This is a genomic window from Planococcus sp. PAMC 21323 (assembly GCF_000785555.1).
Taxonomy (GTDB): domain Bacteria; phylum Bacillota; class Bacilli; order Bacillales_A; family Planococcaceae; genus Planococcus.
Genome location: NZ_CP009129.1, coordinates 1,254,348 through 1,267,794, shown reverse-complemented (window position 1 = coordinate 1,267,794; position 13,447 = coordinate 1,254,348). Strand labels below are relative to the sequence as shown.

General features: G+C 41.4%; 9 protein-coding genes, 1 other RNA gene and 1 other annotated feature. Of the genes, 1 reads left to right on the top strand and 9 read right to left on the bottom strand.

What is annotated here, in order from left to right; translation table 11 throughout:
- Window positions 1-100: 100 nt before the first annotated feature.
- The 3 genes from ssrS to hisS all read right to left on the bottom strand — a co-directional run bounded on the left by ssrS (window position 101) and on the right by hisS (window position 3,395).
- Window positions 101-283: non-coding RNA, 6S RNA (gene ssrS, locus PLANO_RS15815), on the bottom strand.
- Between the two features lie 59 nt (window positions 284-342).
- Window positions 343-2,112 (bottom strand): aspartate--tRNA ligase, encoded by a 1,770-nt coding sequence (aspS, locus tag PLANO_RS06405; protein WP_038703640.1) that lies wholly within the window; start codon window positions 2,110-2,112, stop codon window positions 343-345.
- A 2-nt stretch (window positions 2,113-2,114) separates the two neighbouring features.
- Window positions 2,115-3,395 carry a histidine--tRNA ligase gene (hisS, locus tag PLANO_RS06400; protein WP_038703639.1) on the bottom strand — a complete coding sequence of 427 codons (1,281 nt, stop codon included), beginning with the start codon at window positions 3,393-3,395 and terminating at the stop codon, window positions 2,115-2,117.
- Between the two features lie 56 nt (window positions 3,396-3,451).
- Window positions 3,452-3,691, bottom strand: a binding site (T-box leader).
- Between the two features lie 112 nt (window positions 3,692-3,803).
- On the opposite strand from hisS, the gene PLANO_RS06395 reads away from it, so the two are divergent.
- Window positions 3,804-5,387: an N-acetylmuramoyl-L-alanine amidase family protein gene (locus PLANO_RS06395; RefSeq protein ID WP_038703638.1), complete on the top strand. Its 1,584-nt coding sequence runs from the start codon at window positions 3,804-3,806 to the stop codon at window positions 5,385-5,387.
- A gap of 290 nt (window positions 5,388-5,677) precedes the next feature.
- Here PLANO_RS06395 and dtd read toward each other — a convergent pair whose 3' ends face one another.
- From dtd to PLANO_RS06365, 6 genes are all read right to left on the bottom strand, one after another.
- On the bottom strand, window positions 5,678-6,115 hold the full coding sequence (dtd, locus tag PLANO_RS06390; protein WP_038703637.1) for a D-aminoacyl-tRNA deacylase: 438 nt from the start codon (window positions 6,113-6,115) through the stop codon (window positions 5,678-5,680).
- Window positions 6,116-6,124: 9 nt separating this feature from the next.
- Window positions 6,125-8,317: a RelA/SpoT family protein gene (locus tag PLANO_RS06385; RefSeq protein ID WP_038703636.1), complete on the bottom strand. Its 2,193-nt coding sequence runs from the start codon at window positions 8,315-8,317 to the stop codon at window positions 6,125-6,127.
- 172 nt (window positions 8,318-8,489) lie between these two features.
- A complete protein-coding gene (locus PLANO_RS06380; protein WP_038703635.1) occupies window positions 8,490-10,043 on the bottom strand; it encodes a glycosyl hydrolase family 28-related protein in 1,554 nt (517 codons plus the stop codon).
- A 92-nt stretch (window positions 10,044-10,135) separates the two neighbouring features.
- The gene (locus tag PLANO_RS06375; RefSeq protein WP_038703634.1) at window positions 10,136-10,648 is read right to left on the bottom strand and encodes an adenine phosphoribosyltransferase; all 513 of its coding nucleotides are present in this window, start codon (window positions 10,646-10,648) and stop codon (window positions 10,136-10,138) included.
- Entirely contained in the window at window positions 10,639-12,981 is a 2,343-nt protein-coding gene (recJ, locus tag PLANO_RS06370; RefSeq protein ID WP_038703633.1) for a single-stranded-DNA-specific exonuclease RecJ, read from the bottom strand. The genes PLANO_RS06375 and recJ overlap by 10 nt, the downstream gene beginning before the upstream one ends.
- 83 nt (window positions 12,982-13,064) lie before the next feature.
- Entirely contained in the window at window positions 13,065-13,430 is a 366-nt protein-coding gene (locus PLANO_RS06365) for a LapA family protein (RefSeq protein WP_038703632.1), read from the bottom strand.
- Between the last annotated feature and the right edge of the window lie 17 nt (window positions 13,431-13,447).

Sequence of the window (13,447 nt, the reverse complement as noted above, 5' to 3'; positions counted from 1 at the left end):
AGCCACTGCCTTTCAAAGTTGATACGCATAATAGGGATTATACACATAAAAAATCCCTTAAACAATAAATTGTTTAAGGGATAAAAATGATTTTTTTAGTAAGAATCCCAATCGTGCCGTCTTTGTTGTTGCGCATCGTTTGAACCCGCTGAAAGCAGGTGGGTGACCTCTTCACCACTTATAACTTCCCGTTAAGGCATGTTAGCCATGGTAAAATGCGATCTCCCGACGACATAATGTTGGGTCAAAATCGAATTGCTTAAAACGAACACATCAGGATTCTCTATAAACTTATGTTAGCACACCTTTTTTGTATAAACAAGCTTTTTACACTATTACTTTTTAATTATTCTGAATGTTTAAAGATAGGCTCAATTCCTCAAGTTGTGCGCTAGAAACTGGACTCGGCGCAGCTGTCAGCAAATCACTCGCACTTGCCGTTTTCGGGAAAGCGATTGTATCACGTAAGTTTGTGCGCCCTGCTAGTAACATAACAAGACGATCTAATCCAAATGCAATTCCACCATGCGGAGGAGTTCCGTACTCGAAAGCTTCCATTAAGAAACCGAATTGTTCGTTGGCTTCTTCTTTACTAAAGCCAAGCACTTCAAACATTTGCTCTTGGATTTCACGACGATAGATTCGTGCCGATCCCCCGCCTAGCTCATAACCGTTTAACACTAAGTCATAGGCTTGCGCACGAACGCTTTGTGGGTCGGTTGCTAGTTTGTCTAAGTCTTCCTCAAACGGCATTGTGAATGGATGGTGAGCTGCATAATAACGACCATCTTTTTCATCGTATTCAAGCAATGGCCAGTCTGTGATCCATAGGAATTTATACACCGAGTTGTCTATCAACCCTAATTCTTTACCAAATTTCAATCGAAGTGCGCCAAGTGCATCTGCAACTACTGATTTCTTGTCTGCAACAAACAATAATAAGTCGCCTGCTTCTGCTTGTGCACGGTCTGTTAACGCAGTTGCTGCTTCGCCTTCGAAGAATTTAGCAATTGGTCCTTTGACGCCTTCTTCTTCCACTTTCAACCAAGCAAGTCCTTTTGCCCCGTAAACTGCTGCAAAAGCACCTAGCGCATCAATATCTTTACGAGAATAATTAGCCGCTTGTCCTTTAACGTTGATCAATTTGACTTGACCGCCGTTTTCAATGGCGCCTGTAAATACTTTAAATGCCGAATCTTTTACTAGATCCGAGACATCCGTTAACTCTAAACCAAAACGTACGTCTGGTTTGTCTGAACCAAAACGGTCCATCGCTTCTGTATAGCTCATGCGTTGGAAAGTTGGTTCGATGTCGATTTTTTTCACATCTTTCATCATTTGAACCATAAGGCGTTCGTTCATGCCAATAATATCTTCCATCGACTGGAAACTCATTTCCATATCTATTTGCGTGAATTCTGGCTGACGGTCAGCGCGAAGATCCTCATCGCGGAAACAACGTGCAATTTGGTAATATTTATCAAAGCCAGAAACCATCAACATTTGTTTGAACAATTGCGGTGATTGTGGCAAAGCGTAAAATTCTCCATCATGAACACGGCTAGGTACTAAATAATCGCGTGCGCCTTCAGGTGTAGATTTCGTCAAAATTGGCGTTTCTACTTCGATAAATCCTTCTTCATCTAAAAAGCGACGAATCGACTTGGTCACATCTGAACGCATTTTGAAAGTCTCGTACATCGCTGGACGACGCAAGTCCAAATAACGATATTTCAAGCGCAAATCTTCACTAACGTCTGTGTTGTCTTCGATTGCGAATGGTGGGTTTTTTGCAGCATTGATTACCGTTGCGTGATCAACTTGAACTTCAATTTTACCCGTTTTCATCGTCACGTTAATTTGGCCTGCCGCTCTCTCTACTACAAGTCCATCAATGTGCACAACAAACTCGTTACGTAACGATTCGCCAATTGCAGCAGCTTCTTTTGAAATTTCTGGATTGAAAACAACTTGAACAATTCCAGAGCGGTCGCGAACGTCCACAAAAATTAACCCGCCAAGGTCACGACGTTTTTGTACCCACCCTTTTAATGTGACACGTTGCCCTATGACCGTTTCATTGACTTCCCCACAATAATGCGTTCTTGACATAGTTATTCCTCCAATGATTTCTTTTTCAATATGCTTGCTGCGATTTCTTCGAATGACATTTCCTGTTGCTCACCCGTCGCCATTTCTTTTAATTTTACTTTGCCGCTTTCTAGTTCTGTTTCGCCGATAACGATGACAAATGCAGCTCCTTTACGGTCAGCAGATTTCATTTGCGCTTTTACTTTACGCCCAGTAAAATCCATATCAGCTGAAATGCCATTTACGCGTAAGTCACGAACTACCGCAAATGCTTTTTTCTTTGTCGATTCATCCATCGCAACAACGTAAGCTTCTAAATTGTTTGACTGACCAATCTCTACTTTTTCCATTTCAAGCGCTAATAATAATCGCTCGATACTCATTGCAAAACCAATTCCTGGTGAATCGGGTCCACCTAAATCTTCAACAAGTCCGTTATAACGTCCACCGCCAGCTAAGGTCGTAATTGCTCCAAAACCTTCAGCATCACTCATTATTTCAAAAGCTGTGTGGTTATAATAATCTAGACCTCGCACTAAATTCGGATCTACAACAAACTCGATATCCATGCTTGAAAGATACGATTGCACTTCGTCGAAATAAGCACGTGATTCGTCATTTAAATAATCCGTAAGTGATGGCGCAGTTGCCATTAACGGATGATTACGATCTACTTTACAATCCAATATGCGCAATGGATTTTTCTCTAGACGTGTTTGGCAGTCGTCACAAAACTCATTAATACTTGGTTCGAAATGTTTGATCAAGGCTTCCTTATGCGCAATGCGGCTTTCTGTGTCACCAAGTGAATTGATAACTAAACGCAATTGCTTAAGGCCAACCGAACGATAAACTTCCATTGCGAGTGAAATAACTTCAGCATCGATTGCTGGATCTTTAGATCCGATGGCTTCTACACCGAATTGGACAAACTGGCGCATACGCCCTGCTTGCGGACGCTCATACCGGAACATGGGACCAGTATAAAATAATTTTACCGGTTGATCAGGCATACCAAATAATTTATTTTCTACATAAGAACGAACCACTGATGCCGTTCCTTCAGGACGTAGAGTCAATGAACGCTCTCCACGGTCTTGGAATGTATACATTTCTTTTTGAACGATGTCTGTCGTGTCACCTACACCGCGCTGGAATAACTCAGTATGTTCGAAAATGGGTGTGCGAATTTCTTTGTATTGGTAAAGTCTGCACAACTCATTAATTTTTTGTTCAACTTCTTGCCATTTTGCGGATTGGTCGGGCAGCACATCATATGTGCCGCGTGGTGCTTGAATAGCCATCTCTTGGTTCACTCCTTTATTTTTCCATACAAAAAAGCTCCCGCCCCTTGCTTTACGCAAGGGACGAGAGCTTGTATTAGCTTCCGCGGTTCCACCCTAGTTGATGCAGAAAAATGCATCCTCTCATTCCGGGTAACGGCCGGTTCCGTTTTTTCCTAATAAGCGGCAAGCGCTTTTCAGAAAAAAGCCTCAAAAGTGTTATTCATCGCAGGTGTCTGTAGGAAAGTTTACAGCCCGAGACTTTCCCTCTCTTTTCAGCCAATTCATGCAATTACTTTCTTCGTCGTCAGCAAATATATAAGTATAATAAATCAATCTTAATAACTCACCGTGTGCTTGTCAACCTTTTTGACACAAGCGCTCTTTTTTTTGATACTATTGAAGAGAAGTTTTTATAGGGGGTGTGGCATGAAACACAAAAAGTTAATTGCATTTATTTCATTTATTTTATTCATAGCTGCCAGCTTTCCTTTGCTTGTTGAAAATCACGCTTTCGCCGACACTGACACCGTGGAAATTTCCGGTACGACAGTCAATGTGCGATCAGGTCCTGGGCTTTCTTATAGCGTGACGGGTGACTTGGAACAAGGACAAACAGCAACTGTTGTTTCAAAACAAGGCGACTGGCTAGAAGTTCGAGTGGATGGTCAAGAAGGCTGGATCGCATCGTGGCTAACAACTGCAGATGGAGATTCGGAAAAAACATCTGGAAATACCATAGTTTCATCAGTTAATGGATTGAATGTTCGCTCGCAACCTGATTTATCAGCAGCAGTTTTAACAAAAATGAACGCTGGCGATCAAGCGGAAGTCGTGAGTACCACAGGAGAATGGGTGGAAATCAACTTCCGCAATTCTCGCGGGTTTGTTTCAAAACAATACATTAGTTTTGCTGAGGAATCTGAAGAAATCGTACCACCTGTCGAGACCGAATCAGAAGAAGATTTGAAAGAAGAAAAAAAAGCGGTTATTTCAAAAGTTTCTTCTTTCGAAGTAGCAGTAAATGCATTAAATGTTCGTTCAAAACCGGATTTGAGCTCTAAAGTTCAAGACACTGTTCACAAAGGACAAGTCCTCCCCGTATTATCTATGAAAGGAAACTGGGTGGAAATCGAATTACCAAAAGATAAAGTCGGTTGGGTTTACGCATTCCACGGCCAATTATCGGATCAAACTGTAGAAACAGTCGAAAGTGACTTGAATGAATCTGTCGTTATTTTAACAGATGGCACAAATTTACGAACTGCAGCGACCACTTCTTCTGAAGTTGCTAGTCGTGCCAATGCTGGTGATAAATTAGCTGTTCTTGCCAAGCAAGATGATTGGTACCAAGTTTCATTGCCTGACGGTAAAACGGCCTTTGTCGCTGAATGGGTTGTATCGACTGAAGAAGCCTTTACTAAAAAGCAACAAAGTGAAACACCAGTACGCAAAAAAGGAACACTGAATGGCTTAACGATCGTCCTTGACCCAGGTCACGGCGGTAACGATGGCGGCACAGTTGGCGTCCTCAAAACACAAGAAAAAGAACTAACATTAAAAACGGCAGAAATCTTGTCTCAACATCTTAACGCAGCTGGAGCCGAAGTAGTCATGACGCGTCAATCTGATACGTATGTCGACCTCCGCACGCGTGTATCTAGCAGTCATCAAGCTGGAGCTGATGCTTTTATTAGCATTCATTACGACGCTACCGAAGATAGCAGTATTTCAGGATTCACTTCTTATTATCAACATGAATATCAAAAAGAATTAGCTGAGTATCTCAATGCAGAACTTGGTAAAAAGCTAACATTGCATGATCGCGGCGTTCAACATGGCAATTACTTAGTGCTCCGTGAGAATAAGCAACCTGCTGTTCTTGTTGAACTTGGCTTCTTGAGCAATTTTAATGAAGAACGCGTGTTAACGAGCAAGCAGTTCCGCGAACAAGCGGCGCTTGGTCTTTACACAGGTATTATCAATTACTTTGATGCTAAATTGAGTGAGTAGAACTGTCGCACGGAGGAATTTTCCTCCGTGCTTTTTTGTGCAAATTTTGGTTTTTGGGGGTAGCGCTCGTATTTCTTGTGGTCCAAGCGTATTTCTCGCCGAACGTGCGTATTCTCCGCTGACCGTGCATATTCTTTGCGGACCGCGCGTATTTCTCGTCGACCGTGCGTATTCCCCATCGAACGCGCGTATTTCTCGTCGACCGTGCGTATTCCCCGCTGACCGTGCATAAACAAACAAAAAAAGAAGCACAAGGCGAATTCACCTTGTACTTCTTTCCACATACGAGATTAAGACTCCAACATAATCGTCACTGGTCCGTCATTGACCAACTGAACGTCCATCATGGCTCCAAAAATACCGGTTTCGACAACTAGTCCATGACTTTCGAGCGCTGTGTTAAACGCTTGCCAGAGCGGTTCCGCAACTTCTGGACGAGCTGCTGCGACAAAGCTTGGGCGTCGCCCTTTTTTAGTTTCGCCATACAAAGTAAACTGAGAAATTGATAAAATTTCTCCACCGTTTTCGAGAATAGAACGATTCATCTTGCCTTCTTCGTCTTCAAACAATCGAAGTTGCGCAATTTTTCTAGCCAAATAGTCGGCGTCTTTTTCTGTATCTTCATGAGTGATGCCAACTAGCAAAACGTAACCCGACTCGATCGCGCCGGTCGTCTCACCGTCGACTGTCACAGATGCTTGTTTAGAGCGTTGCAAAATTACTCTCATGTTGCCTCCTTAATTCGTCACGCGCTGGACCGAATAAACGTCCGGAATGGATTTGATTTTTTCAGTGACGCGATTCAAATGTGAAATATGCGAAATTAAAATCGACAAGTTGATTGTAGCAATTTTATCTTTATCTGCACGTCCACTTACTGCCGTAATCGTCGTCTTCGCCTCACTTACCATATGCATCACTTCGTTAATTAAACCTGTGCGGTCATAAGCTTGAACTTCAATATCTACTTGATACGCTTTATTATCAGGTGTACCTTCATTTTCCCACTCTACAGGAATTAGTCGATCGTTTTCATTCGAGTGGATATTCGGGCAATCGGTTCGGTGAACAGAAACACCACGACCTTTTGTAATAAACCCGATGATATCGTCCCCAGGTACCGGATTGCAGCATTTTGACAGACGAATCATCATATTGTCGATGCCTCTAACGATGACACCAGATTCCGTCTGCTTTCTCGGTGTGTTGGATTTCATTTCGACAGTGATTTTTTCAATCGCTTCTTCTTGCTCGCGTTTTTTACGCATTTTTTCAGCTAAACGGTTCACAACTTGTTGCGCTGTTATGCCGTTAAAGCCAACTGCCGCGTACATATCGTCTTCCCCTGCAAAATTGAATTTCTCGCAAACACGTTTGATGTTATCGTTTGCCAACACTTCTTTTATCGGGAACTCTTGTGCTTTAATTTCTTTTTCAATCAGTTCTCTACCTTTTTGCACATTGTCTTCACGCAATTGTTTTTTGAAAAATTGCTTGATCTTATTTTTAGTTTGTGTCGATTTAGCAATTTTCAACCAATCACGACTCGGACCAAATGACTGTTTGGAAGTCAAAATTTCCACAATGTCACCTGTGTGCAATTCCGTATCAAGTGGTGCCATTTTGCCGTTTATTTTTGCGCCGATGGTTTTATTACCAATTTCCGAGTGCACTCGGTAAGCAAAATCAATTGGACAAGATCCTGCCGGCATTTCAATCACGTCGCCTTTTGGAGAGAAGACATAAACCATATCTGAAAATAAATCATATTTCAGTGACTCCATGAATTCTTCTGCGTTATCAGATTCATTTTGGAAATCAAGGATTTCTCGGAACCATGATAAACGTGAATCGACCGAGCTTTTTGGTTTATCAGCCATTTTGCCTTCTTTATATGCCCAATGCGCAGCAACTCCGTATTCTGCAATGCGGTGCATTTCTTCTGTACGAATTTGCACTTCTAGCGGGTCACCTTGTGGTCCAATAACCGTCGTATGAAGCGACTGGTATAAATTTTGTTTTGGCATTGCAATATAATCTTTAAAACGACCTGGCATCGGCTTCCATGTTGAATGAATAATTCCAAGTACAGCATAGCAATCTTTAATGCTTTCGACCGTAATACGAACCGCCAGCAAATCGTAAATTTCATTAAATTGCTTGTTTTGAATCGCCATTTTACGATATATGCTGTAAATATGTTTTGGTCGACCAAACAAATCCGCTTTTATGTCAACTTCATCAAGTTGTGTACGAACCTCAGCAATGACATTATTTAAATAATCTTCGCGTTCAGTACGTTTCTTTTTCATCAAATTAACAATTCGGTAATATTGCTGCGGATTTAAATAACGCAATGCCGTATCTTCCAATTCCCATTTAATGGTATTGATTCCAAGACGGTGCGCAATCGGGGCAAAAATTTCCAGAGTTTCATTTGCTTTGATGCGTTGTTTTTCGACAGTCTGGTATTTTAATGTGCGAAGATTATGCAGTCGGTCAGCGAGTTTAATCAAAATAACACGAATATCTTGTGCCATAGCGACAAACATTTTCCGATGATTTTCCGCCTGTTGCTCTTCTTTAGATAAATACTTAATTTTACTTAACTTGGTTACACCATCAACCAGCACTGCTACTTCTTCATCGAAATCATGGACGATGTCTTCACGGCTAACTTCTGTGTCCTCAACTACATCATGTAAAAACCCTGCTGCCACTGTGGCGGGATCCATTTGTAAATCTGCTAAAATCCCTGCTACTTGAACCGGATGAACAATATAGGGTTCTCCCGATTTGCGGAATTGTCCCATATGGGCATCATACGCAACTTGATATGCCTTTTTAATCGTTTGTACATGATCGGCATTCATATAAGACGCAACCATTTCGAATACATCTTCAGCTGTTCTCACTTGATCTTTAGACATAATTGCCCACCTTGTTTTCATTTTTTCCAAAAGTATATCTATCTATTATAAAAAGGATTGTAGTCAAATGTAAAGCTTTGATAGCTACTTAACAAGACATTTATGATAATTTTCGTCAATTTTCGACAACCGACCTTTTTTATCATCTTAGTAGTCACCTAATTATAGTCGATTAAAGAAAAAGATTGTTGCGTTTACGAATTTCTTCTAAATGAACCAAGCTGCTTTCTTTCCCGACAAGGACCGACTCTTTCGCCGATGCAATGCTTAAAATATTTTTTATGCGAATACTATTTGCACTTTGTTCGCCACCCGCTATGGAAATATCCGCATTTGCGGTCGTAAACTTTTCAATAACGCCATTCGTCAATGAAACACATGCAGCTCGATATTGAATGGCAACAGCGGGTTTTTGCTTATAGTCATAGTTTGGATCACCAATAAATAAAAAGCGGTTTATGGCCACATTTCGATAACCTGACACCACTAAACAACGAGGGGATGAGGATTTGTATAGCGCTGTCTCAGTAGGTTCAATGGATACCAGTTTTTGAGCACGAATATTAAAGGCTGATAGCGACTGTGGATCGTCTTTTTTATGATGACCGATATGACGGAAGTTAAATGAACGATTATCGTGTACCGATAAATGGCCAGATATATGGACGCCTGTAGCTGCTGAAGATTCCGCGTGGGCTTTTATTTCGACTCCTCCAAAACAACGTGCACTGGAGTTATTGACAAGCCATACATGCCTAGAACCATCGTCCACTTCAAAGCCATTTGAATTTGAAAATCCTTGTTTATGAGCTCTTCCGCTTGGGTCACTAAAATGGGAATTGGACACAAAGATATAGTCGCTATGATGCGTGGTCACTCCATCGTCTCCAAACCCAGAGCCGCTAACGCCATCAAGCCACACGAATTGGCTTCCGTCTTTGCCTCGTAAACCGTCTCCTGCATAATTATAAAACGGTGACGTAATATCAAAACAATGCAACCCAGGGTTCAGCGCTTCAACATCTTTTACCCAGCCGTACGTTAAGTTGGAATACGTTAAACAACTTGAGTAATTATTACCTGTACTTGTTTTCTCCATATTGCCAAGCCGTTCAACATGCCAGTCTAAGGTTAACTGTTCGACAGAAATATTACGATTTCCTCTTATGTAATTGCGGTTGGTCAGTAATCGTGCTCTGCGCGGTGCGTCTGGATGCAGCTTGATGATTGTCTTTCCTTTTCCTGCACCGATTAAGCGCGTCCATGACGGAATACGCAAGTTCTTTACGATATATACGCCTGCTGGAACCCTTACTTCTACCGCTCCATTGCCAAATGCTCTATAAAAGGCAGCTGTGCTGTCGGTCATTCCATCTCCCAAAGCTCCGAAGTCTGTGACTACTACTCTTTGTGTAATTGTCGATTCTAATTTCCGGTATTCTTGGTCAAGCCGTTTTTTCCAGGACGGAAAAAGCTCGTCTCCAACTACAACGCTCTCGAAATGATGTTCATCTTCTATCGTAAATTTTTCTGAAAACAATGACCACATTCGTTGCACCATCGTTTTTTTAGGCCGATTGTATTTGCTTTTAGCGAAATCTTTTTTTACGGCTTTAAAATATCGCTCTGTTTCGTAGGTGATTTCTTCTAGGGGTGTGCGATTGTCCAAAAACTGGTCAATCCATGCGGCATTTAAATGGGGATCGTGATTTTTTTCCAACTTCATTATCCAGACACCTCACTTTTATCATCATTACAGTATCTATACCCTTGACGCTAGAAAAAAATCCCTTTACCAAAAGGCAAAGAGATTTCCTATTAATATTGCATTAATGTCGTGACGTCATAGTTGCCTAAGTTTTTACGACCATCTAAGTAAGTCAATTCAATCAAAAATGCGCAGCCAACGACAATTCCGCCAAGCTGTTCTACCAAGTTAATCGTAGCACCGATTGTGCCACCTGTTGCAAGCAAATCATCCGTGATTAATACACGTTGACCAGGTTTGATTGCATCTTTGTGCATTGTTAAAATGTCTGTTCCGTATTCAAGGCCATATTCAGCTTTGATCACTTCACGTGGCAATTTGCCTTCTTTACGAACTGGAGCAAAGCCAAGTTCGAGCGCATAAGCTACTGGGCAGCCGATGATAAAGCCGCGTGCTTCAGGCCCTACGATTACTTCTGCATTTACTTTTTTTGCGTATTCAACTATTTTGTCTGTTGCATACTTATAGGCAGTTCCGTTGTCCATCAACGATGTGATGTCCTTAAAACGAATTCCTGGTTTTGGCCAATCTTCAACAATGGTAATGTACGGTTTTAAATCCATATTTCTTCCTCCTTGGCAGATACTTTCGTATCGAACCACTCTTTTAAATCTTTAAAAGATGCATACAATAGCTTTTGCTCTAGGGCAATCTGCTGCTCGCGATGTTTATATATCGGTGCTTCTGATAAATCCTGTTTGCTTGGCGATTGCGCAATCTCGGTAATACCATTGTTAAGTGTAACAAAACCAAGTTCAAAAAACACCTGCAGCATGAAAAATAATGATTCCCGTGTCCAACCTTTATGTTTTGCTAGTTCATCACAATGTTTATTAAAATCAAACGATCCCCGCTTTTTAATAAAAGCGAATAACCATTTAAATTGTTCACGCGTTGGAATTTGCTCAAAATACTGAGAGTCCTTGGCATGAAAATGTGCATAAATTCGTTTTGGTTTTAATTTAGCTAAAACCTCTGCCAATTGTTCTTCTGATTCTGGTAAATCAAGCAATACTAAATGATCTTTGCGATCAGATAAAGCATCTAATTGAGTTACCGAACAAATAGGCTGCGGCAAAAATGATTGAAACAATGCTGGCGTGTCTTCTTTAAACGCTAAAAATACCTGGTTTTGCTGAGGAATCAATTTCGACCAACGTGATACTTGACGAATGCCTCGAATATCAAATAATTGCCATTGATCTGTACGAACATCTTCCACCATAAGCTGCGGCTTTTTACGGCCGTTCCATTCATTTATTTGTAAATCACCAATCACATCAATTTTAACATCTGGTGTTAGTTCATCTCCAACCGAACCGAGCCCAAATCCTACTGCATCAAGCGTAGCAGCATGTTGCGTCAACTCCATTTTCAAATGGTTTTGAGCTGCACCAATTTTACGAATTGACGCCACATGGACGCCTTCAAGGTAAAACTTCGGTTTTGCAAAACCCATACCAAATGGGGCAAGTGAACGCATCGATTCGATTGCGATAATGTCGATTTCGTCTAAGTTTAGTGGGATATCAATATCCACAACAGGCAATAAATCTTCTGCTGTCAAACTCGTTTCTGCTTGCATGATTAATCGTTCGCGCAACTCATCCACATCGTTCGCTTCAAGGGTCATGCCTGCTGCCATTGGATGTCCACCAAAATGCGGCAAAATATCCCGATTTTTAGCGAGTTCGTTGTATAAATGAAAACCATCGATGCTTCGTGCAGAACCTTTTGCTTTGCCGTTTTCTGGATTCAGCGACAACACAATCGATGGACGATAAAATTTCTCTGTAAGTTTTGATGCTACGATTCCAACTACGCCTGGATTCCAACCTTCTTGTGCGACGACAAGTACTCGCGGCACACCGTTTGGATATCGCTGCTCTACTTGCTGCATCGCTTCTTCAGTAATTTGTTTAACAATTGCTTGCCGTTCTTTATTTAACACATCAAGCCCAGAAGCTAACGAACGTGCTTCTGCAGGGTCTTCTGTTAAAAACATTTGTACAGCTGGGTCCGCATCTTGCAAGCGACCAATGGCATTAATACGTGGTCCAAACATAAAGCCAATTGTTTCTTCCGTAATGTCTTGTTGTTTTATGCCCGCCACTTCACAAAGGGCTCCAACCGCAGGACTCGGCGAATCAATTAATGCAGCCAGTCCTTCTTTTACAAACAATCGATTTTCTCCGTGAAGCGGAACCAAGTCAGCAACAGTACCAATTGCTGTTAATTCGATTAAATGATCTGGAATTTCTTCATAAAGTGCGTGAGCCATTTTAAACGCGACCCCGACTCCCGCTAGTTCACCAAAAGGATATTGTCCTTCGGGATGACGTGGGTGAATGATTGCTAGCGCATTTGGCATCTGATCGCCAATGTCGTGATGGTCACTGATGATGACATCCATTCCTAAGCTATTAGCAAAATCAACTTGCTCGATGCCTGAGATGCCATTATCTACTGTAACAATTAGTTTTGTCCCATCGTCAAAAGCTTGTTGGAATAATTCCGTATTCGGTCCATAACCGTGTTTAAAACGGTTTGGGATCATAAAGGACACATCTGCCCCTAAATCTTGTAAAACCGTCATCATAACCGTTGTGCTTGTAACGCCATCCGCATCATAATCTCCGTAAACGACAATTTTTTCTTGTTTATCGATTGCTTCGCGAATGCGTGTTACGGCAACATCCATATCTTTCATCAAATAAGGATCGTGCATGCCGCTGACGTCCATTTTCATAAATTCACGTGCCGCTTGGGGTGTGTTTAAGCCACGCGTCACTAAAATTTTAGCTAGTACAGATGATATCTTCAGTTCGTTCTGTATATCTTGAACTTGTTGTTCATCTGGTGTTGTTAAACGCCATCGTTTTTTAGATTCAATCATCGAATTCACTTCCTCACCGATCTATTATACAGTAAAAAATCGCAGACAAAAACCTTTCGACGTCTCCATCGAAAGGTTCATTTTTAGAATTCCTCTTTAGTTGGTTCTTCTGGCAGTTTTTCGCTTGTTACAATTTGTGCTTCTGGTTCTATTCCAACTTTTTGGTAAGCAGCGATTTCGTTTTGTTGTGTTGCGATCAGTGTTTCTTTTACAGCAATTTCTTTTTGTAACGCTTTAACTTTACGTTGCATTTGGTAGTTGCGCATAATCGCTAACACACTGCTTAGTAAAAATCCAAGAAGTGCAGAGGCTAAGATGACCAAGATTAACGGCCATTCGGCTTCACCAAATACATAATTGACCGGTACTTCTTCAACATTAACAACGGCAAATACGGCGATAATTACTGCAAAAACAAGTCCAATTAAAAGTAGCCATTGTAATTTCATTGCATTTCCCCCTTTCA

Bases quoted from the DNA above. Each gene is read 5' to 3' on its own strand.
- aspS (WP_038703640.1), bottom strand. From the start codon at position 2,112: ATGTCAAGAACGCATTATTGTGGGGAAGTCAATGAAACGGTCATAGGG.
- hisS (WP_038703639.1), bottom strand. From the start codon at position 3,395: ATGGCTATTCAAGCACCACGCGGCACATATGATGTGCTGCCCGACCAA.
- PLANO_RS06395 (WP_038703638.1), top strand. From the start codon at position 3,804: ATGAAACACAAAAAGTTAATTGCATTTATTTCATTTATTTTATTCATA.
- dtd (WP_038703637.1), bottom strand. From the start codon at position 6,115: ATGAGAGTAATTTTGCAACGCTCTAAACAAGCATCTGTGACAGTCGAC.
- PLANO_RS06385 (WP_038703636.1), bottom strand. From the start codon at position 8,317: ATGTCTAAAGATCAAGTGAGAACAGCTGAAGATGTATTCGAAATGGTT.
- PLANO_RS06380 (WP_038703635.1), bottom strand. From the start codon at position 10,043: ATGAAGTTGGAAAAAAATCACGATCCCCATTTAAATGCCGCATGGATT.
- PLANO_RS06375 (WP_038703634.1), bottom strand. From the start codon at position 10,648: ATGGATTTAAAACCGTACATTACCATTGTTGAAGATTGGCCAAAACCA.
- recJ (WP_038703633.1), bottom strand. From the start codon at position 12,981: ATGATTGAATCTAAAAAACGATGGCGTTTAACAACACCAGATGAACAA.
- PLANO_RS06365 (WP_038703632.1), bottom strand. From the start codon at position 13,430: ATGAAATTACAATGGCTACTTTTAATTGGACTTGTTTTTGCAGTAATT.